Genomic DNA, 20,476 nt, shown 5'->3' with positions numbered 1-20,476 from the left:
GATACATGGGCGGGAACGAAGGAATGAACCCATGAACATCTTTGCCGAAATCCGCGACCATATCATTGCAACGCTGGACGAAATGGTCCGTGGGGGCGATCTGCCCGAGGGTCTGAACTTTGATCCCATCACGACAGAGCCACCGCGCGATCCCGCGCATGGGGATATGGCAACCAATGCGGCGATGGTGTTGGCGAAACCCGCCAAGATGAAGCCACGCGATATTGCTGACGCGCTGGCAGGCAAGCTGGCAGACGATCCGCGCATCACCTCTGCCGAAGTGGCGGGGCCTGGCTTTCTGAACCTGCGTCTGGCGCCGGTTGTCTGGCAGGGCATGGCCAAGACGATCCTGACCGAAGGGACCGGTTTTGGCCGGGGGACGTTGGGGCAGGGGAAAAAGGTCAACGTTGAATACGTATCCGCCAACCCCACTGGCCCGCTGCATGTGGGCCATACACGTGGCGCTGTGTTTGGCGATGCGCTGGCCAGCCTGTTGGATTTCGCCGGATACGATGTAACCCGGGAATACTATATCAACGACGGTGGCGCACAGGTCGATGTGCTGGCCCGCTCCGTTTACCTGCGGTATTGCGAGGCGCATGGACAGGAGGTGGCCTTCCCGGAAGGGACCTATCCCGGCGATTACCTGATCGCGGTGGGCGAGGCGCTGAAGGACAAGGTGGGCGAGGCGTACCTTGATAAGGGTGAGCAGTTCTGGCTGGAAGAGATCCGCGAATTTGCCACTGAGAAAATGATGGATTTGATCCGCGATGACCTGAAGGCTTTGGGTGTCGAAATGGACGTGTTCTATTCGGAAAAATCGCTCTACGGCACTGGCCGGATTGAGGCCGCGCTGGATGATTTGCGGGGCAAAGGGCTGATCTACGAGGGCGTACTGGAGCCCCCAAAGGGCAAGAAACCCGAAGACTGGGAGCCGCGCGAGCAGACGCTGTTCAAATCGACCGAACATGGCGATGACGTGGATCGCCCGGTGATGAAATCGGACGGCAGCTGGACCTATTTCGCCCCCGATATCGCCTATCATTATGACAAGGTGCAGCGTGGCTTTGATGCGCTGATCGACGTTTTCGGTGCGGATCACGGCGGCTACGTCAAGCGGATGAAGGCGGCGGTGTCGGCGCTGTCGGACGGCAAGGTGCCGCTGGATATCAAGCTGACGCAGTTGGTGAAGCTGTTCAAGAATGGCGAGCCGTTCAAAATGTCCAAGCGGGCCGGGACATTCGTCACCCTGCGCGACGTTGTTGATCAGGTCGGGCCGGATGTGACCCGCTTTGTCATGCTGACCCGCAAGAATGACGCCATGCTGGATTTCGATTTCGACAAGGTGTTGGAGCAAAGCCGCGAGAACCCGGTGTTCTACGTGCAATATGCCCATGCGCGCGTGTCCTCTGTGCTGCGCAAGGCGGTGGAAGCGGGGATCGCTGTTGATGATGCGACCCTGGCAAAGGCTGATCTGAGCCTGCTGGATCACGAAAGCGAATTGGGTGTGCTGCGCAAGCTGGCCGAATGGCCACGGCTGGTTGAGACCGCTGCGCGCACCAATGAACCGCACCGCGTGGCCTTCTATCTTTATGAGCTTGCCGGGGATTTCCACGGTCTTTGGAACAAGGGCAACGAGGTCACCTCTTTGCGCTTCATTCAAGAAGACGATGCGGCCACCTCTCAGGCAAAAATTGCCCTTGCGCGGGCCACGGCGATTGTAATTGCGGCGGGGCTTGGTATTCTTGGGGTCACTCCGGCGCAAGAGATGCGATAACGCACGCCCGCGCCATGCACAGGCAACCCCAAGACCAGACCCGGCGGGCAACGTATCCGGCGGGCAAAGAGGCAGAGATGGCAGATTTCACGTCTTCCCCGATGGCGGGGAACCACGCACATGCATCCGCATATCAACAACAGACCCCTGCGGGTTCTAACCAATTGGTAACGCTGACGAATGTGGCTGGGGCCGTGGTCTCACTTGCCTTGGTTGTGGGCATAGGTGTCTGGGGATACAAGCTGCTGGTTCGCGATGTCAGCGGCATCCCCGTGGTCCGTGCCGCCAGTGGTGAAATGCGCGTGCGGCCAGAAGAACCGGGCGGCCAATTGGCCCGCCATCAGGGGCTGTCTGTCAATGCGGTGGCCGCCGAAGGGACGGCTGCCAAACCCGCAGATCGTTTGATTTTGGCGCCGAAACCCATTGACCTAGAGGCCGAAGATCATGTGGTTCCCGCTGCGATGGTTGCGGCAGGGACACAGGACGCTGCTGCGACGCTCTTGCCGGACGCGCCGGTTCTGAACCCGGATGATGTTACTGCCGCACTTGAAAGCGGGAATATGGACGATCTGGTCGCGCAGTTGACGGCGGGGGTCGCGCCAATCAGTGACCTGAGCGAAGACGTCGACAAGGTTGTTGCAACCGTGACCGAAACCGTTGTGGCCGAAGTCACCGCCGCCGGACGACAGGTCGCGGCCCTGCGGGACGCGCCGGGTGTGCGTCAATCCGCCCGTCCCAAAATTCGCCCGGCAGTGCGTGCTGTCGTCACGCCAGCCGCGCTGACCACTGACGCCCCGGTGATTGAAGATATCGATCCCGAAAGCCTGCCTGCCGGCACACGTCTTGCCCAGCTGGGGGCCTTTGACAGCCCTGAAGTCGCGCGTCAGCAGTGGGACCAATTGATGACTCGATTTGACGCCTATCTGGCTGACAAGAAACGTATTGTCCAAAAAGCGCGCAGCGGTGGGCGGGTATTCTACCGTCTGCGGGCGATGGGATTCGAAGATATCGCAGATGCCCGTCGCTTTTGCTCGGCTCTGGTGGCAGAGAACCAGGATTGCATTCCGGTGGTCACCCGCTGATGGCCTATGGGGCGACGATCATCGATGCCGATGGTCTGAGGCTGACAGCAGAGGAAAAGGCGCTGTTTCGCGAGGCTGATCCCTTTGGTTTCATCCTCTTTGCGCGCAACATCGAAAGCCCTGATCAGGTCCGCGCGCTGTGTGCCGAGATGCGCGAGGCTGTCGGGCGCGAGGCGGTCATCACGATAGATCAGGAAGGCGGTCGCGTGCAGCGCATGCGCAGCCCACAATGGCGCGAATGGCTGCCACCGCTTGATTTCGTGGCTTTGGCAGGACCAAATGCACTGCGGGCGATGTATCTGATGTACCGCATCATCGCGCACGAGCTGCACAGCGTTGGGATAGACAGCAACTGCGCGCCGATGGTTGATGTGGCAGGGGCCGCAACGCATCAGTTTCTGCGCAACAGATGCTACAGCAGTGATCCTGAGCGGGTTGCGATCCTTGGCCGGTCCGCGGCGGATGGGATGCTGGCGGGTGGTGTGTTGCCTGTCGTCAAACACATGCCCGGCCATGGCCGCGCCACGATGGACAGCCACTTTGATCTGCCCCGCGTCGATGCAAGCCGCGCTGAACTTGAAGCTTCGGATTTTCTGCCGTTCCGGGCGCTGACCGATCTGCCCATGGGGATGACTGCGCATCTGGTTTATGCGCAGATTGATGAAGCCCCCGCGACGCTTTCTTCGATCATGATGCAGCTTATCCGCAAGGACATCGGATTTGATAACCTGATCATGACGGATGACATTTCGATGAAGGCCCTGTCGGGCACACCTGCCGAGAATGCCAGCGCGGCAATCGCTGCTGGCTGTGATGTTGTCCTTTACTGCAATGCTCCGCTGGAAGACCGGCGTGCGGTGGCTGATGCCGCAGGTCGCATGACACCGGCAGCGCAGACCCGCGCGGAACGTGCGCTGGCCATGCGCAACATCCCCGATGACGTTGACATTCCGGCCCTTGAGCGCGAACTTGAAGCGCTTTTGGGCGGGGCGGGGCATGGCTGACACCACATTTGAGGAAGACACGGTTTCTGTCGCCGAAAGGTTGGCGGCTGAGGCGCTGATTGTCGATGTGGACGGGTTTGAGGGCCCGCTGGACCTTCTGCTGACACTCAGCCGGACACAAAAGGTAGATCTGCGCAAGATCTCGGTTTTGCAACTGGCGCGGCAGTATCTGACCTTCGTGGAGAAGGCCAAGGCGTTGCGTCTGGAACTGGCCGCCGATTATCTGGTGATGGCAGCGTGGCTTGCGTTTCTGAAATCGCGTCTCCTTTTGCCGCCGGACCCCGAAGAGGAAGGCCCATCCGGCGAGGAATTGGCTGCCCATCTGGCGTTTCAGCTGGAGCGGTTGCAGGCCATGCGCGATGTTGCGGCACGGCTGATGGCGCGGGATCAGCTTGGGCGTGATTTCTTTGCCCGTGGACAAACGAATGAGGTCGAGCGGGTCCGCCGGGTGACCTATACCGCGACGCTTCTGGACCTGATGCAGGGCTATGCCCGTATCCGTACGCGGGATGAATTCCGTCCCTTCGTGATGGACCGCGATGCGGTGTTCACGATGGAGCAGGCGCTGGAGCGGATGCGGGGCCTGATCGGATACGCAGGCGACTGGGGCGATCTGATGAGCTTTCTGCCGGAAGGCTGGGAGACCGATCCGGCCAAGCGGCGCTCGGCCACGGCCTCCACCTTTGCGGCCTCGCTTGAACTGGTTAAAGAGGGCCATCTGGAGATCAGGCAAAGCGATACGTTCGCCCCGATCCAGTTGCGAAAAAGGGATGTGCCGCGTGGCTGAAGACATCGAAGAACAAGAAGAGAGCCTGTTCGAGGCACCGCCCATGGCCGAGCAGGAACGCATGATCGAGGCGGTTTTGTTTGCCACGTCTGAGCCGATCACGTTGAAGGAACTGGAATCCCGTATGCCGCACGGCTGCGATGCAGGTGAGGCGATGGTGCATCTGCGCAAACGCTATGAAGGGCGCGGCGTGCAGGTTGTTCGCGTTGGCGATGGCTATGCGATGCGGACGGCTGCGGATCTGGGTTTTTTGATGCAGAAAGAGACCGTCGAGGTCCGCAAGCTGAGCCGGGCGGCGATCGAGACACTGGCGATCATCGCATATCACCAGCCCGTGACCCGTGCAGAGATCGAGGAAATTCGCGGTGTCTCTGTGTCGCGCGGGACCGTAGACCAGCTGCTTGAGCTGGAATGGATACGTTTCGGTCGCCGCAAGATGACACCGGGCCGGCCGGTGACCTTTGTGGTGACGCAGGGGTTCCTCGATCACTTCGGACTTGAGAACGCCCGCGATTTGCCTGGGTTGAAGGAATTGCGCGCTGCCGGTCTGCTGGAAAACCGGCCTCCACCGGGGACCATGCCTTTGCTGGGGGACGGCGAAGACGAGGAAGAGAGCACCGAAGGCCAGTCCGAGCTTTTCGAGGATTGACGCGGAGAATACCCGCATCAGCCTGAAAATCGCCTCAATCCATGCTATAGTGCGAAGTGAGGCAGACAAGGATCGTTCAATGAACCAGATCATCAACATGATTATCCGGCAGGTGATGAACCAGCTTATCCGCCGGGGCGTCAACGCAGGCTTTGACAAGGCCGGACAGATGGGCCAGCGCCGCCAGCAGCAGAACCTGCCACCCGATGCGTTGGACGATTACGGCAATCCGGTTCAGCCACAGCTGACGCCTGAGGAACGCAGGCAGCAGCGCCACGCACGTCAACAGGCGCGCCAGCAACGCCAGCAGATGAAGGCATTGCGCAAGATGAACCGTTTCTGATCGGCTTCAGCTTTTGAAATGCTTGGACAGTTTCAGGCCCTGGCCCTGATAGTTTGATGCCAGATCGGCCCCGTAAAGCTGCGTTGGCGCTTCGCACATGCGCTCATACACCAGCCGTCCAACCACCTGTCCATGCTCCAATACGAAGGGCGCTTCGTGACAGCGCACCTCAAGAACACCGCGAGAGCCTGCCCCCCCGGCAGACGCATGGCCGAAGCCGGGATCGAAGAAACCAGCGTAATGCACCCGGAACTCGCCGACCATGGCAAGGTAGGGCGCCATTTCAGCAGCATAGTTTGGCGGGATGGTCACTGCTTCGCGGCTGACGAGAATGTAGAAGGCGCCGGGGTCAAGGATGATCTGGCCGTTGGCGCTGTGGACTTCTTCCCAGTATTCAGCCGGATCGTAATACCCGATATTATCAAGGTCGATCACACCGGTATGGGGCTTGGCGCGGTATCCCACTAAGGTTGTGTTGGGCAGCTTGAGATCGACAGAGAAGCCCAACCCTTCGTCGATTACAGCGGGGCCATCGACCAGTGGGGTGTGTTCGTGCAACTGACGCAAAGCATCATCGTCCAAAACTGCGTCACCCCGGCCAAAACGGATCTGATTAAGCCGCATGCCGGGCCGGACCAGAACGGAGAATGAGCGGGGGCAAATCTCAGCATAAAGGGGACCGACATAGCCGGGCGCAATGCGGTCAAATTCGGTGCCCCCGTCCGTGATGGCGCGGGTCAAAAGGTCCAGCCGCCCGGTCGAGCTTTTGGCGTTGGCCACGGCAGAGATATCATCCGGCAGGGCGAGGCTTTCCATCAGGGGCACGACGTAAACGCAGCCCTTTTCCAGCACTGCACCATTGGTGAGGTCAACGCGGTGCATCTCAAACTCGGCCAGCCGATCGGCCACCTTTGCCCCATGACCGGCCAGAAAGGACGCCCGCACACGGTAAGCAACCGTCCCGAGGCGCAGATCAAGGCTGGCGGGCTGTATTTGTTCAGGAATGACCGCAGGCGATGCGGTGATCTCGCCCGTCTCGATCATCTGAGAGATCAACTGATTGGGGATCACGCCCTGCATGCATCGCGCCCTTCGTAAAAGCCAAACGCCCGCTGGCCCAAAGGGCGGCGGGCGTTGGTCAAATGTCGGTTGGTCGGGCTAGCAGGACTCGAACCTGCGACCTTCCGTCCCCCAGACGGACGCGCTACCAGGCTGCGCCATAGCCCGACATGGGGGCGTTCATACCTGATCTTTGCAGGCGTGCAAGAGGGAAGTGCCAGTGCGCGCACGGGTTTAGTCGTTTGGTCCCGGATGTGCGCCGGGACGGCGGCGCGCGGCCATGGAATCGCGCAGCACAGTCAACCGCTCCAGCAACGGCGCGATCTGTCGCGCCTGTTCTTTGCTCAGGCGGCGCGTGCGATAGGCGTGAGACAGCACGGCAGGGGCTGCGGGGATGTCACTGATCGCGGTGATCTCGGGCATCTCAATGACGCGGGGTTTCGGGGCAGGAGGGGCCTCTTGCGCGGCTGGTTCAGAAGGTGCCGCCTCAACTGGCGCGGTGTCCTCAGCAGGGATATTATCGCTGGCGGGTTCAGCCGGTTCTGCCATTGGACGGCGCAGAAAGGCAGGCAGTGCAGCAGCTGGCTGTTGGGCGGGTTCTTGCGCTGGTGTTGCTTCGGGCCCCGGTGCCGCAGGCTCCTCGGTCCCAGAAGCGGTCTTTTCCGGTTCGGGTGCCGGTTCAGGCGCGACTTGGGTTTCCGTTTCTGATTTCGGTGGCGGGGCAGGGCTGGCGTCTGCTTGCGCTTCGGCTGCAAGGACTCCCTCTTCTGCGGTTTCAGGCAACGCGTCGCTTGTTTCCGGCTCTGCGGGGGCAGGCGCTTCATCCTGCGCTTCGACTTTTGTCGCCGCCTTGGCTGCAGTCACCGATTGTTCCGGCTCGGCCGCCTGTGCAGCGCCGCTGTCAAAGCTCAGGACGACGCCGGTTTCTTCTGACGGGTCTGGCACAGCCTCGATAAAAGGTGTTTCCTCGGCGTCTTCCATCTGTGACTGGGTAAGCTCATCCAGCGGCGGGGAAAGGGACGCCACATGGCTAATCCCTTCTTCCCGCAGGATTTTCTGAACGCCTTTGATCGTCAGGCCGTCCTCGTGCAGCAATTGCTTGATGCCACCGAGCAGCAACATGTCGTTGGGCCGGTAGTACCGACGTCCGCCAGCGCGCTTTACTGGTTTGACCTGACTGAATTTGCTTTCCCAGAAGCGCAGCACGTGGGCCTGAATGCCCAGCCAGTCTGCGACTTCGGATATGGTGCGAAAAGCGTCTGGCGACTTGGCCATATGCTCAGGACTTGTTGCCGTCGGCGACCCGGTCTTTCATCAGGTGCGACGGACGGAAGGTCAGCACCCGGCGCGGGTTGATCGGGACCTCTTCGCCAGTCTTGGGATTGCGGCCAACACGGGCTGTCTTGTCCCGGACCGAGAAGGTGCCGAAGGACGAGATTTTGACCTGCTCACCGGCGACCAGCGCGTCGGACATATGGTCCAGAACGGATTCGACCAGTTGTGCGCTTTCGTTGCGCGACAGACCGACCTCGCGGAACACCGCTTCACTCAGGTCCATACGCGTAAGTGTTTTGTCAGCCATCCCCGTCCCCCGATTTTCTTTCAGCTACCTTAGACGCGGGGGATTTTCAGAGTCAATATCAATGACTTGGGCCGGCGTCTTTATGCAAAGGGCAAAGTGCCTACCAACGCAGGACCACAGCACCCCAGGCAAGGCCACCACCGATGGCTTCGGTCACGATCAGATCGCCCTTCTTGATCTGTCCACGCTCGCGTCCCACCGACAGTGCCAGCGGTATCGACGCGGCTGAGGTATTGCCGTGATCCTGCACGGTGACCACCACGTTCTCCATCGGCAGATCAAGCTTCTTTGCCGTGCCTTGAATGATGCGGATGTTGGCCTGGTGCGGCACGATCCAATCCACGTCCGCAGGGCTGACACCGGCGCGTTCCATCGCCGTGGTGGCCGTTGCGGCCAATTTGCCAACCGCATGCCGGAAGACCTGATTGCCCTGCATCCGCAAATATCCGGTTGTGCCTGTGCTGACCCCGCCATCGACATACAGCAGATCGCGGTAGCGTCCGTCCGAGTTCAGGTCAGTGGACAGGATGCCGCGATCCGTCGAGCCGCCCTTGCCGTCCTGCGCTTCAAGAAGCACAGCGCCGGCACCGTCCCCAAACAGCACGCAGGTCGAACGGTCAGTCCAATCCATAATCCGGCTGAAGGTCTCTGCGCCAATGACCAGCACGCGCTTGGCCTGACCGGACACGATCAAGGCGTTCGCGTTGCTCAGTGCAAAGATGAATCCTGCACAAACCGCTTGTACATCAAAGGCATAGCCACGTGTCATGCCCAGTTGGGCCTGCACCATGGTCGCCGCTGAGGGGAAGGTGAAATCCGCCGTCGAAGTTGCGAGTATGATCGCGTCTACATCATCGGCTGTGAGCCCGGCATCCTTCAAGGCCGCATTGGCGGCGGCCGTCGCCATCGAAGATGTCGTCTCTCCCTCGCTGGCGAAATGGCGGCGTTCGATCCCGGATCGAGAGCGAATCCATTCGTCGTTCGTATCAAGCGTGCGCTCGAATTCAGCATTCTCCACCACGCGGGATGGCAAGTAATGGCCGCAGCCTATGATAACGGCGCGCGTGCTCATTCTGATTTATCCTCTACCGGCAGTGTGGCAGCGACACGGGCGGCCAGTTTGTCATTGAATTGGCTTTGCGACAGTTGTGCGGCCAGTTTGATGGCGGCGGACACGCCAGTGGCATCGGCCGAGCCGTGCGACTTTACGACTGTCCCGTTCAGGCCCAGAAAAACGCCGCCATTCACGCGCCGCGGGTCGATCTTCATCTTGAGCCGCTGCAGCGACGTGTAGGCCAGTGCGGATGCGATCCGCGACCAGAGCGAATAGCCAAATGCCTCTCGCAGGCGGCGGCCCACAAGGTTCGCTGTCCCTTCGCCAGTTTTGATCGCGACATTACCAGTGAAACCGTCCGTGACGATTACGTCAGCGACGTCGCCGGAAATATCGCCGCCCTCGACGAAGCCGACGAAGTCAAAGCCTGCGCCGGCCTCTTGCGCACGAATCAGGTCGTAGGCTTCTTTCAATTCGGTGCGGCCCTTGTGTTCCTCGGTGCCAACGTTGAGCAAGCCGACGCGGGGGCGTTTGATGTCCATGCCGTTGCGGGCATAGGAGATCCCCATCAGGGCAAAGCGCATCAGGTCATCCGCATCGGCGCGAATGTCGGCGCCCACATCCAGCATCACATTGAAGCCCTGCGGGTTGGCAGACGGGTAGAGCACCGCGATTGCGGGACGGTTCACGCCTTCGAGCTTGCGCAGACGGATCATGGAGAGCGCCATCAGCGCGCCGGTGTTGCCGCAGGACACAGCAACGGCCGCTTCCCTCGTGCGCACGGATTCGATCGCGGACCACATCGAAGTGTCCTTGCCGGTGCGCACGACCTGACTGGGCTTATCATCCATGGTGACGATGTCTGAGGCGTGGCGTATCTCGCAGATACCAGCCAAAGCGGGGGTCTTGGTGACTAAGGTCTCAAGCACTGCGGCATCGCCGTGCAGGACGAAAGCTATGTCAGGATTGATCTTGGCAGACAAAGAACACCCGGCAACCACCGCTGCCGGGCCCTCATCACCCCCCATGGCGTCCACGGAAATCAGGGTGCGCCCTGTGCTCTGGGCGTTGGCGTTCGCTGGATTATGATCGGTCTGAGCCGTCATGGGTGCGAATGCCTCTTATGATCTTTGCGCAAGCGATGGCCTACCTTAGGCCGCGTCGTCTTCCAGGTCGATCTCTTCTGTCAGAGCAACGACTTCGGTGTCGTCATAGTGACCGCAGGACGCGCAAATGTGGTGTGGGCGCTTCAGCTCACCACAGTTCGAACACTCGTTCGGGTTCGCAGCGCTCAGCGAATCGTGGGCACGGCGGTTGTTGCGGCGCGACTTGGAAACTTTATTCTGCTGGACAGCCATGTCTGGTGCCTTTGTGGTTCGGGGGGCGTCGGGCCAGTCAGGCCGCAAAACCCCATGTTTCAATCTACCCCGGTTCGGGCGTGACGCCGCTTTAGGCAAAGCCGCGTGTATTGTCCAACCTTAATTGGGATGAGGGCGGCAAAATACTGCGAAAACCATCGCGTGCAAGCAGTAATTTCAGCCTTTGTGCCGGTTTCAGTCGTCGTCTTTTTCCAGCTTGCTTTTCAGATCGGCCAAACCCGCAAAAGGACGGGCGTCTTCATCTGTCATCGGGGCCTCGCCCGGTTTTGTATAAACCATCTGTCCAAGGGAGGCATCATCCTTGCGCGGATAATCCGGCACGGCCAGGGCAAGCGCCTCAAGCATCACCACGCCGGGATCAATCCAAACGCCAAGGGCTTCGGTCGTATCGTCCTCGGGCATTTCAGCCTCGGGTTCTTCGGGTTCTTTGTAATCCCGCAGGTACTGCCGTGTCACATCCACGTCGATCCGCGTGGTCACAGGTTCCAGCGTGACAACGCAGGGCTGAACCACCGTCGCCCCCAGCCGCGCCTCCAGCACCCAGTCGCTGGTCCCCAGCGGTTTGACGCGACCTTCAAAGCTCAACTTGCGCAGCGCGGAAAGCTCAAGTTCCTTGGCAATATCGGCCAGCCGGTCCGGCCCGGGGCGCAAGGCAAAGCCGTTTTCAGCCGTCTGGGACAGGTCAGCGACCCGCAGGGCAGTATCACTTGGGGCAGTGCGGGCCATATCTGGTCTACTTTCGTTTCTTGAATACAAGGTGCTGCATGGTGTATGCGGAATAAAAGCCAGACGTTCCAAGGGCAAGAGGGCAGATACGATGCGCACCACAAGCCGAGCCGGCCTTCGGGCCTTTCAGGCCGCTCTCCTTGTCCTCGGACTTGGCGTGGCAGGATGTGCCCCGCAGTTCAGCAACCATGGCTATATCCCTCCGCAAGAAGACCTTGATCTGATCGAGGTCGGCAGCGATACGCGCGAAACCGTGGCGCAAAAGGTGGGCGTGCCAGTCTCTTCCGGTGTTTTGAACGACAGCGGCTATTATTACGTGCGGATGCGCACCCGGGCCATCGGGCCGTTGGCCCCGCAAGAGATTGACCGACAGGTTGTTGCCATCAGCTTTTCCGAGGGTGGTGTGGTTGAGAACGTCGAGCGTTTTGGTTTGGAACGGGGACAGGTTGTGCCCCTTTCCCGCCGCGTGACGTCATCGCCGGTCAGCAACAATTCGTTCCTGCGGCAATTGCTGGGTAATATCGGCCGCTTTAACCCGGCTGGATTTGGCAGTTGATGTCATGACCCGGTTACCTTTTCGACGCTATCATGGCGTCGCTAAAGGATGGGACCTAAGGTAATGATTTACCTGACCAAAGGCAAGTACAGAGCCAGAGAAGCGAAGACTCCATCAGATTTACGCGCAGCCCAACTGCTTCGCGCAAGATGCTTCAGCTTGAACACTTCCCTAGACGCAGATGCCTTTGACGCGCAAAGCACGCACATCCTGATTGAGGATACTGCCAGCAGTGTTCTGGTTTGCTGTTACCGTCTGCTCATTCTTGATGGGGGCAGCCTCAAGAATTGCTATGCCGCGCAGTATTACGAGCTGAGCGCGCTCGAAAGCTATGATGGCCTGATGCTGGAGCTGGGGCGTTTTTGCGTGAGCCCTGAACATCGTGACCCGGATATTCTACGCCTCGCCTGGGCGGCGATGACGGATTATGTGGACCGCGAGGGAGTGCGACTGCTGTTTGGCTGTTCGTCTTTTGCCGGGGTCAAAACCGAGGACTACCTTGATGCCTTTGCGATGTTGCGGGCGCGCCATCTGGCCCCAAAACGGTGGTTGCCACGGGTGAAGGCGCCCGATGTGTTCCGGTTTGCCGCCCGGTTGCGGCGCAAGCCCGATGCCAAAAAGGCGATGCTGCGGATGCCGCCCTTGCTGCGCACCTACCTGCTGATGGGGGGCTGGGTCAGCGATCATGCGGTGGTAGATCACCAGATGAATACGCTGCATGTCTTCACGGGGCTTGAGATCGGGGCCATTCCTGACAGCCGAAAACGCCTGCTGCGGGCGATGGTTTGACCGCCGGGCATTGACGCGGGCAAAGGCTCGGCATAGCTGGCAGACATGGCACGTGCACCTCTTTTACAACTCAACGATATCTCTCTGACCTTCGGCGGGGATCCCGTCTTTGAAGGCCTGTCCTTGGTGGTTCAGCCGGGCGACCGCGTCGCGCTGGTGGGGCGCAATGGGTCGGGCAAATCCACACTGATGAAGGTGATGGCCGGGCTGGTTGAGCCGGACCGTGGCGAGGTCGTTGCGGGGCCGGGGGTTTCTGTCGGGTACATGGAGCAGGACCCTGATTTGTCAGGATATGAGACCTTGGGCGATTTTGCCTCTGCCGCGCTGGATCCCGGTGAGCTTTACAAGGTGGAGCGGGCGGGCGAAGGCCTGAAGTTCGATCCTGCGCGTCCTGTGGCCACTGCCAGCGGCGGGGAGCGCAGACGCGCGGCACTGGCACGGCTGATGGCCGAAGAACCGGAACTGATGCTGCTGGACGAGCCTACGAACCATCTGGACATCGAGGCGATCCGCTGGCTGGAGGATGAATTAAAGAACACGCGCACCGCCTTTGTCATCATCAGCCACGACCGCGCTTTCCTGCGTGAACTGACGCGCGCAACCCTCTGGATCGACAGGGGAATGGTGCGCCGGCAGGAAAAAGGGTTTGCCGCCTTTGAGGCGTGGCGTGACCAGGTCTGGGATGAGGAAGACACGCAACGCCATAAGCTGAACCGCAAGATCAAGGCCGAGGCGCGTTGGGCGGTCGAAGGGATATCCGCCCGCCGCAAGCGCAATCAGGGCCGTGTGCGCGCGCTGCAGGATCTGCGCGCGGAACGGGCGGCGCAGATCAGTCGCCAAGGGGCGGCGGCCATGGCGCTGGAAGCCGGGCCAAAGTCCGGTCGCAAGGTGATCGAGGCGAAAAACATCTCCAAGCGGTTTGGCGACAAGGTGATCCTCAAGGATTTCTCATTGACCGTGCAGCGTGGTGACCGCATCGCGCTTGTCGGGCCAAATGGTGTGGGCAAAACGACCCTGCTGAATATGCTGATCGGGCAGGAAGAACCTGATACCGGCAGCGTGACACTGGGTACGAACCTGCAATTGGCGCTGTTCGATCAGGCGCGCGCGCAGTTGGACGGCGATATGTCACTGTGGGATTCGCTGACCGGTGATCCGGACATGCGGGTATCAGGCAAGGCAGATCAGGTGCTGGTGCGCGGGATGCCAAAACACGTCGTCGGATACCTCAAGGAGTTTCTGTTTGACGAGGGGCAGGCGCGCGCGCCCGTTCGGTCGCTTTCAGGTGGTGAAAAGGCGCGGTTGCTGCTGGCCAAGATCATGGCGCGGGAAAGCAATCTGCTGGTGCTGGACGAACCGACCAATGATCTGGATGTCGAAACGCTTGACCTGTTGCAGGAACTCTTGGGCCAGTACGATGGTACCGTGATCCTTGTCAGCCACGATCGGGATTTTCTGGACCGGGTGGCGGCAACCACAATCGCGATGGAAGGCGATGGCAAGGCGACGGTCTATGCCGGGGGCTGGTCTGACTACCTCTCTCAGCGCGCGCAGGATGATTTTGCTGAAAGCGTTGCCGAGACCAAGAAGGCGGCAGTTGCCAAGCCTGTGCCAAAAGCGGCTGAAAAGAAGGGCCTCAGCTTTACCGAGAAACACCGCCTCGAGGCGCTTCCGGCAGAGCTGGAACGGTTGGAGGCCGAGATTGGCAAGCTGGAAGGATTGCTGGCCGATCCAGAGCTTTTCACGCGGGAGCCGGTGAAGTTTAATAAAGCTACGCAAGCCCTTGTGGAACGTCAGGAAAAACTGGCAGCGGCTGAAGAAGAATGGCTCTTGCTGGAAGAAAAAGCCGATAGCTAGAGCGCAGCCAAAAGCCGCCAGATCAAATGCGTCCCGCCCGTTTTCTGCTGTCTGGCACCTGTACGCAGTTTGAAGCGATTGAGGTCCGGTGTACTGTCGTCCAGTATGCCCAGATCAAGGTGGCAACAGCCCAGACGCGCCAGGTGCCGCGCAGCTTCCCACAGGATCAGATTGTGCGCGCAAACCGCTTTGCCGCGCGGCGTGATGTGACCGATGTGATAGGTAGCCCCCGACCCATGGGTCAGAAACAGCATATGGGCCACCACGTCCCCGTTGGCGATAGCCTGAAACAGATGCGTTTGCCGGGGCGCCACGGCAGCAAAAGCGGCGGTCAGCGCGACAGGCCAGTTTGCATAGCCTCGCGCGCGGGACTGCGCCGTCTCCGTTGCCAGAACAGGGCTGTCCGGATCGGCTGGCAAGCGGGTGCGGATGACCCTGACAGATCGCCCTTCCGCTGCACCCAGTTGATTGCGCCATTTAGGATGAAGTCGCGCCCGCAAAGCTGCGGCATCTTCGTCAAGGGTCAGCACCGCGCGCACGCGGGAACCGGAAAGGCGCAAGGCAAAAGGTAGCGGGCAGGGCCGTTCCGGCGACAGGATGAGCGGCCTGCGATGCAGTCCCACCTCTTTTAATTGGCGTGCGAGGTCTGGCGGCGGGATGGCGCGCGGGAGCATTGCCAATGGCACCCCCGCAACACGCCTTTGCAGTACAGTCAGGCCGCCGGACAATTGCACCGGCGCCTGACCGCACAGCCTGAGTGCGGCGGCAAAGGCCGGATCCTGCATCAACGGATGTGAGCGGGGCGCAAGGGCTTCATCGAACATTGTCCGATAAAGCCCGTTCAGGGTTAAGTCGCGGTTAAGCCCACATCAGCCCAATTGCACAAGCGCATGCCGCTTCTTGCCCGCACTCAGCTTGATTGGCTTTGCCAAAGCACCCTTGTCCAACATCAACCCCGCATCGGTGAGCGGCGCGTCATCCAGCTTGGCGCCATTTTCCGCGATCAACCGCTTGGCTTCCTTGCCAGAGCCTGCAAGGCCCGATTTCACGATCAGCTGCACGATGGAGATACCGTCACCCACATCCTCAGCCGACAGCGTGAGGGTGGGCAGATCATCCCCGATGCCACCCTTTTCAAAGACTTCGCGCGCCGTTGCCTCGGCAGCGGACGCAGCCTCGGCACCATGCAGCAAGGTGGTGACCTCATTGGCCAGACGAATTTTCGCCTCGTTGATCTCGGACCCTTCCAGCGCACCCAGTCGGTCGCATTCCTCAACCGGCAATTCCGTGTAGAGCTTCAGGAAACGGCCGACATCAGCATCGGTGGTGTTGCGCCAGAACTGCCAGAACTCATAGGCGCTGAGCATATCGGCATTGAGCCAGATCGCACCCGATTGCGACTTGCCCATCTTCTTGCCGTCCGAGGTGGTCAGCAGCGGCGAGGTCAGGCCGTAGACCTCACCGTCAATCACGCGGCGCGTGAGGTCGATGCCGTTGACGATGTTGCCCCATTGATCCGATCCGCCCATCTGCAGGATGCAGCCATACCGGCGGTGCAGCTCTAGGAAGTCGTATGCCTGCAGAATCATGTAGTTGAACTCGAGAAACGACAGCGACTGCTCGCGGTCGAGCCGCGATTTTACGCTCTCGAAACTGAGCATGCGGTTGATCGAGAAATGCCGCCCGATGTCGCGCAGGAAATCGAGGTAGTTGAGATCATCCAGCCATTCGGCGTTGTTGATCATCATCGCATCAGATGGCCCGTCGCCATAGGTCAGGTAGGCGCTGAAGACCTCCTTGATCCCGGCGATATTCTCTTCGATCTGTTCAGGACCCATCAGAGGGCGTTCATCTGAGCGGAAGGACGGATCGCCCACCTTGGTCGTGCCGCCGCCCATCAGGGTGATGGGCTTGCCACCGCATTTCTGAAACCAGCGTAGCATCATGATCTGGATCAGGCTGCCCACGTGCAGGGATTTCGCCGTGGCGTCAAAGCCGATATAGCCAGGCTGACCGCCCTTGAGCAGCGCCTCATCCAGCCCCTGATAATCGGTGCAATCGGCCAGAAAGCCGCGTTCCATCATGACGCGCATGAAGTCCGATTTGGGGTGGTAGGTCATGGTCTCTTGCCTCGGCTTGTGTTTGCGGGGCATCTATAGGCGCAAGGATGGCCAAGGGAAAGGCCTTGAGGCAACGTGGGCAGTCAATGAGCAGGGCAATCAGCAAGGACGGACCGGTGCGTGCACTGGGGGCGATGTCGGGGACATCGCTGGACGGTGTCGATGCGGCGGTTCTGGTGACCGATGGCCATGATATCCTGCGCTTCGGTCAGACGGCCTACCGGGCCTACACGACTGCGGAACGCCGCGTGATTGCTGCTGGGTTCGGCAAGTGGCAAGGCCCAGAGGTCCAGGCCGCCGCCGAAGTGGTGGAGGCCGCACATATAGCCTTGCTGACGGATATGACGGACATTGATCTGATCGGGTTTCACGGCCAGACACTCGCCCATGCGCCGCGCACCCGTGGGACATTGCAGGTGGGTGATGGTGCTGCCTTGGCAGACCGGTTGGGCGTGCCGGTAGTGTGGGACTTTCGCACGGCAGACGTGGAACTGGGCGGGGAGGGGGCGCCGCTTGCGCCGTTCTTCCATCACGCCTGTGCCCGGTTTGCAGGAATCGACGGACCGGTGGCGTTCTTGAACCTTGGCGGTGTGGGCAACCTGACCTGGGTTGATCCGGCGATGCCAAGGCCGCAGGACGAAGGTGCCTTGCTGGCCTTTGACACCGGTCCTGCCAACGCGCCCCTGAATGATCTGATGCAATCCCGCCTTGGTCAGGCTTTCGACGAAGGTGGCAAGCTGGCCGCCAGTGGACAGGTAGAGCAGGGCGCGCTGGAACTGTTTCTGGCCGAACCCTATTTTGCGCGGATCCCGCCCAAATCGCTGGACCGGAACGATTTTGCCGAGATGGTCGCGCTGGTCGGTGAGCTGTCGGACGCGGATGCCGCCGCGACACTCACCGCCATGTGTGCCGCCGCCGTGGCGGAGGCGATGCAGCATTGCCCCAGCCTGCCATCGCGGGTGCTGGTGACAGGAGGCGGGCGTAACAATCCGGTGTTGATGCAGATGCTGGCGGTGAGCCTTGATTGCTCCGTGGGGCCGGTCGAGGACACCGGTCTGGATGGCGACATGCTGGAGGCGCAGGCATTCGGCTATCTAGCAGTGCGTGTGGCGCGGGGGTTGCCGACGTCCTGTCCCGGCACAACAGGCGTGCGGGCGGCAGTGGGCGGCGGAACAGTGAGCGTGCCATCCAGGGGCGAGGGTTGACCTGATCGAGCGGCTGCGCCGCATGACATTATTGATTCTGCGCTGCGGGTCTCACCATCCCAGAGAGGTCTGGAGCCGCCCTTGATTGATCCCCTGTCTGGCAGAGCGCTGTCGTCTTCCCAAGAAAAATAGCGGTATCCCGCGGGGCGGGTCCCTCCGCGATTTTTCTTGGCAAGCCGCCATCCCTCCGCCCGACCTGTGCTCAAGCAAGGGCGGCTCCAGACCAGAGCGGATGGACGGTTTGGCTATCTTGGGATGTCGAGGCCGGGTGGGGCGAGCGTGAAGCCGTCGAAGTGAAAGCCGGGCGAGACCGTGCAGCTGACCAGTGTGAAATCACCGGTGCTGCATGCGCTTTGCCAGTGGTTTTCGGGCACGATCAGCTGCGGTGCGCCGAGGGTCAGGTCCGGGGTCAGCAGATGATCGGTGGCCGGTCCTGTGAGTGTCGCTGCCATGCTCAGGATCAGTGGCGCACCGGCGTGATAGAGCCAGATTTCGGTCGCGTCGACCTTGTGCCAATGGCTGCTTTCGCCCTCTTTTAGTAGAAAGTAGATGCAGGTGCCTGTTGGACGTCCTGTGTTTTTGGCCATCCATGTCTGGCGGTAGTGGCCGCCTTCGGGATGAGGAGCGAGATCGAGTTGGGCGATGATGTCATCGGCGGTCATAGGGTCAGCTCGAAAAAAAGAAGCTCTGGCAGGACATCCTCGGGAATGGGTTGATAGGGGCCGCGCCGCGCAAACCCCAGCCGGTCGTAAAGAGCCTGCGCCGCCGTAAGGCTTTTCGAGGTGTCGAGGACGATGTTGGCAATGCCATCCGCGCGGGCCTGATCAATCAGTCGGGTGCAGATTTGTCTGGCAACGCCCTGACCGCGAACGGTTTCGGATACATAGACCCGTTTGATTTCAGCGGTAGTGTCGTTAAGCGCGTGGGTCATGCCGCAGCCAACAGGAGTACCTGAGGCGTCCTTGGCCAGCAGCATGATGCCCTTGGGGCGGGCGTGCAGATTGGGCAGGTCCTGCATCAGGTCTTCGTACTTCGCCGTCGGATAAAAGGTTTCGGTGATCTCTTGATCTACGGGTGAGTTGTTGAGCAGGAAGTCGCGGTACGCCCAGCAGAGATCGCGCACCGCGTCGATCTCTGCCGGCGTTTTGGCCTCGTTTATGATGATGTCATTCATTCGGGTGATTTCCCGCGGGCACGGATCACTTCAGGATGCTGCGGCCTGCGTACTCGGCCGTTTCACCCAAGGCTTCCTCGATCCGGATCAACTGGTTGTATTTGGCCAGCCGGTCCGAGCGGGCCAGCGAGCCGGTCTTGATCTGACCGCAGTTGGTGGCGACAGCGAGGTCTGCGATGGTGGCGTCTTCGGTCTCGCCCGAGCGGTGCGACATCACGTTGGTAAAGCCCGCGCGGTGGGCCATGTCGACGGCGCGCAGGGTTTCGGTGAGGCTGCCGATCTGGTTTACCTTGACCAGCATTGAATTGGCGCTGCCGCGCTGGATGCCCTGGGACAGGCGTGCGGGGTTGGTGACGAACAGGTCGTCGCCGACAAGCTGGACCTTGCCGCCAAGGGCGTCGGTCAGGGCCTTCCAGCCGTCCCAGTCGTCCTCTGACATGCCGTCTTCGATGGAGATGATGGGGTAATCGGATACCAGCGAAGACAGGTAGGCAACGTTTTCTGCGCTGGTCAGGGATTTTCCTTCTCCTGCAAGCTCATACTTGCCGTCCTTAAAGTACTCTGTTGCTGCGCAATCGAGCGCCAGATAAATATCCTCGCCCGGCTTGTAGCCTGCTTTTTCAACGGATTTCAAAATGAAATCAAGTGCATCACGGGTGGAGCTGATGTTGGGTGCGAAGCCGCCCTCGTCACCGATGCCAGTGGAGAGGCCTGCAGCGGAAAGCTCTTTCTTGAGTGTGTGGAACACCTCCGCGCCCATGCGCACGGCATCGCGAATGCTCTCTGCCGCGACGGGCATGATCATGAATTCCTGAATGTCGATGGGATTATCGGCATGTTCGCCGCCGTTGATGATGTTCATCATCGGGACAGGCAGGATGCGGGCGGAAGTGCCGCCGACATAGCGGTAGAGCGGCTGGGTGCAGAAATCGGCAGCGGCCTTTGCGGCGGCAAGGGAAACGCCGAGGATGGCATTTGCGCCGAGGCGGGATTTGTTGTCCGTCCCGTCCAGCTCAATCATAGTCTCGTCAATCTCGACCTGTTCGGTGGCATCGATGCCGACCAGCGCCTCGGCGATTTCACCGTTCACAGCAGCGCAGGCCTCAAGCACGCCCTTGCCCATGTAGCGGGCTTTGTCACCGTCCCGGCGCTCAACCGCTTCGTAAGCCCCGGTGGATGCTCCTGACGGAACTGCCGCGCGGCCCATTGTGCCGTCCTCAAGGATCACATCCACTTCGACCGTGGGGTTGCCCCGGCTGTCAAGGATTTCGCGGGCGTGGATATCGATGATGGTGCTCATGGAATGCGTCCTTTGGTGTGTTTTGTCGCTGTC

General features: G+C 60.5%; 22 protein-coding genes and 1 tRNA gene. 10 read left to right on the top strand and 13 right to left on the bottom strand.

Annotated features, from left to right (window positions below):
• Positions 1-31 precede the first annotated feature (31 nt).
• The 6 genes from argS (at position 32) to GV827_RS00615 (ending at position 5,642) form a co-directional block, all read left to right on the top strand.
• A complete protein-coding gene (gene argS / locus GV827_RS00640) occupies positions 32-1,777 on the top strand; it encodes an arginine--tRNA ligase (protein WP_164351764.1) in 1,746 nt (581 codons plus the stop codon).
• A 14-nt stretch (positions 1,778-1,791) separates the two neighbouring features.
• Positions 1,792-2,859, top strand: coding sequence for an SPOR domain-containing protein (locus GV827_RS00635; protein ID WP_235929995.1), 1,068 nt, complete (start codon positions 1,792-1,794; stop codon positions 2,857-2,859).
• Positions 2,859-3,863, top strand: a complete 1,005-nt coding sequence (gene nagZ / locus GV827_RS00630) for a beta-N-acetylhexosaminidase (protein ID WP_164351762.1) — start codon at positions 2,859-2,861, stop codon at positions 3,861-3,863. Before GV827_RS00635 ends, nagZ begins: the two co-directional genes overlap by 1 nt.
• Positions 3,856-4,650 (top strand): segregation and condensation protein A, encoded by a 795-nt coding sequence (locus GV827_RS00625; RefSeq protein WP_164351761.1) that lies wholly within the window; start codon positions 3,856-3,858, stop codon positions 4,648-4,650. The genes nagZ and GV827_RS00625 overlap by 8 nt, the downstream gene beginning before the upstream one ends.
• Complete coding sequence (gene scpB, locus GV827_RS00620; RefSeq protein ID WP_164351760.1) at positions 4,643-5,299, top strand: SMC-Scp complex subunit ScpB; 657 nt, start codon at positions 4,643-4,645, stop codon at positions 5,297-5,299. Before GV827_RS00625 ends, scpB begins: the two co-directional genes overlap by 8 nt.
• 79 nt (positions 5,300-5,378) lie before the next feature.
• On the top strand, positions 5,379-5,642 hold the full coding sequence (locus GV827_RS00615) for a hypothetical protein (protein WP_164351759.1): 264 nt from the start codon (positions 5,379-5,381) through the stop codon (positions 5,640-5,642).
• Positions 5,643-5,648: 6 nt separating this feature from the next.
• On the opposite strand, the gene GV827_RS00610 is transcribed toward GV827_RS00615, so the two are convergent.
• The 8 genes from GV827_RS00610 to GV827_RS00575 all read right to left on the bottom strand — a co-directional run bounded on the left by GV827_RS00610 (position 5,649) and on the right by GV827_RS00575 (position 11,442).
• Complete coding sequence (locus tag GV827_RS00610) at positions 5,649-6,722, bottom strand: 2'-deoxycytidine 5'-triphosphate deaminase (RefSeq protein WP_164351758.1); 1,074 nt, start codon at positions 6,720-6,722, stop codon at positions 5,649-5,651.
• A gap of 70 nt (positions 6,723-6,792) precedes the next feature.
• Positions 6,793-6,869 (bottom strand) — tRNA-Pro (locus GV827_RS00605).
• Between the two features lie 66 nt (positions 6,870-6,935).
• Entirely contained in the window at positions 6,936-7,976 is a 1,041-nt protein-coding gene (locus GV827_RS00600) for a MerR family transcriptional regulator (RefSeq protein ID WP_164351757.1), read from the bottom strand.
• A gap of 4 nt (positions 7,977-7,980) precedes the next feature.
• On the bottom strand, positions 7,981-8,283 hold the full coding sequence (gene ihfA, locus GV827_RS00595) for an integration host factor subunit alpha (protein ID WP_164351756.1): 303 nt from the start codon (positions 8,281-8,283) through the stop codon (positions 7,981-7,983).
• 100 nt (positions 8,284-8,383) lie between these two features.
• Entirely contained in the window at positions 8,384-9,355 is a 972-nt protein-coding gene (locus GV827_RS00590) for a beta-ketoacyl-ACP synthase III (protein WP_164351755.1), read from the bottom strand.
• Positions 9,352-10,443, bottom strand: coding sequence for a phosphate acyltransferase PlsX (gene plsX, locus GV827_RS00585; protein WP_164351754.1), 1,092 nt, complete (start codon positions 10,441-10,443; stop codon positions 9,352-9,354). The genes GV827_RS00590 and plsX overlap by 4 nt, the downstream gene beginning before the upstream one ends.
• A gap of 45 nt (positions 10,444-10,488) precedes the next feature.
• Positions 10,489-10,695, bottom strand: coding sequence for a 50S ribosomal protein L32 (rpmF, locus tag GV827_RS00580; protein ID WP_164351753.1), 207 nt, complete (start codon positions 10,693-10,695; stop codon positions 10,489-10,491).
• Positions 10,696-10,890: 195 nt separating this feature from the next.
• Positions 10,891-11,442 carry a YceD family protein gene (locus GV827_RS00575; RefSeq protein WP_204325658.1) on the bottom strand — a complete coding sequence of 184 codons (552 nt, stop codon included), beginning with the start codon at positions 11,440-11,442 and terminating at the stop codon, positions 10,891-10,893.
• 91 nt (positions 11,443-11,533) lie between these two features.
• Here GV827_RS00575 and GV827_RS00570 point away from each other — a divergent pair, with 91 nt between their 5' ends.
• From GV827_RS00570 to GV827_RS00560, 3 genes are read left to right on the top strand one after another with little or no spacing between them, the layout of a single operon-like run.
• Complete coding sequence (locus tag GV827_RS00570; protein WP_164351752.1) at positions 11,534-11,998, top strand: outer membrane protein assembly factor BamE; 465 nt, start codon at positions 11,534-11,536, stop codon at positions 11,996-11,998.
• 48 nt (positions 11,999-12,046) lie between these two features.
• Positions 12,047-12,787, top strand: coding sequence for a GNAT family N-acetyltransferase (locus tag GV827_RS00565; protein WP_164351751.1), 741 nt, complete (start codon positions 12,047-12,049; stop codon positions 12,785-12,787).
• A gap of 45 nt (positions 12,788-12,832) precedes the next feature.
• Positions 12,833-14,644 (top strand): ABC-F family ATP-binding cassette domain-containing protein, encoded by a 1,812-nt coding sequence (locus tag GV827_RS00560; protein ID WP_164351750.1) that lies wholly within the window; start codon positions 12,833-12,835, stop codon positions 14,642-14,644.
• On the opposite strand, the gene GV827_RS00555 is transcribed toward GV827_RS00560, so the two are convergent.
• Positions 14,641-15,468 (bottom strand): GNAT family N-acetyltransferase, encoded by an 828-nt coding sequence (locus GV827_RS00555; protein ID WP_204325657.1) that lies wholly within the window; start codon positions 15,466-15,468, stop codon positions 14,641-14,643. The two genes, GV827_RS00560 and GV827_RS00555, sit on opposite strands and share 4 nt — an antisense overlap.
• A gap of 45 nt (positions 15,469-15,513) precedes the next feature.
• Positions 15,514-16,764: a tyrosine--tRNA ligase gene (gene tyrS / locus GV827_RS00550; RefSeq protein WP_164351748.1), complete on the bottom strand. Its 1,251-nt coding sequence runs from the start codon at positions 16,762-16,764 to the stop codon at positions 15,514-15,516.
• Between the two features lie 86 nt (positions 16,765-16,850).
• Between tyrS and GV827_RS00545 the strand changes: the two genes are divergently transcribed.
• Positions 16,851-17,969 (top strand): anhydro-N-acetylmuramic acid kinase, encoded by a 1,119-nt coding sequence (locus tag GV827_RS00545; protein WP_164351747.1) that lies wholly within the window; start codon positions 16,851-16,853, stop codon positions 17,967-17,969.
• A 245-nt stretch (positions 17,970-18,214) separates the two neighbouring features.
• Here GV827_RS00545 and GV827_RS00540 read toward each other — a convergent pair whose 3' ends face one another.
• Genes GV827_RS00540 through eno form a run of 3 tightly spaced genes read right to left on the bottom strand, consistent with a single transcriptional unit; the run spans position 18,215 to position 20,443 of the window.
• Entirely contained in the window at positions 18,215-18,631 is a 417-nt protein-coding gene (locus GV827_RS00540) for a cupin domain-containing protein (RefSeq protein WP_164351746.1), read from the bottom strand.
• The gene (locus tag GV827_RS00535) at positions 18,628-19,143 is read right to left on the bottom strand and encodes a GNAT family N-acetyltransferase (protein ID WP_164351745.1); all 516 of its coding nucleotides are present in this window, start codon (positions 19,141-19,143) and stop codon (positions 18,628-18,630) included. The genes GV827_RS00540 and GV827_RS00535 overlap by 4 nt, the downstream gene beginning before the upstream one ends.
• 25 nt (positions 19,144-19,168) lie before the next feature.
• Positions 19,169-20,443, bottom strand: a complete 1,275-nt coding sequence (eno, locus tag GV827_RS00530; protein ID WP_164351744.1) for a phosphopyruvate hydratase — start codon at positions 20,441-20,443, stop codon at positions 19,169-19,171.
• Positions 20,444-20,476 lie beyond the last annotated feature (33 nt).

The organism is Sulfitobacter sediminilitoris (genome assembly GCF_010667575.1).
Classification (GTDB): Bacteria; Pseudomonadota; Alphaproteobacteria; order Rhodobacterales; family Rhodobacteraceae; genus Sulfitobacter; species Sulfitobacter sediminilitoris.
Note: the sequence above shows the minus strand (reverse complement) of the source record. Positions and strands in the feature narration are given on the sequence as shown.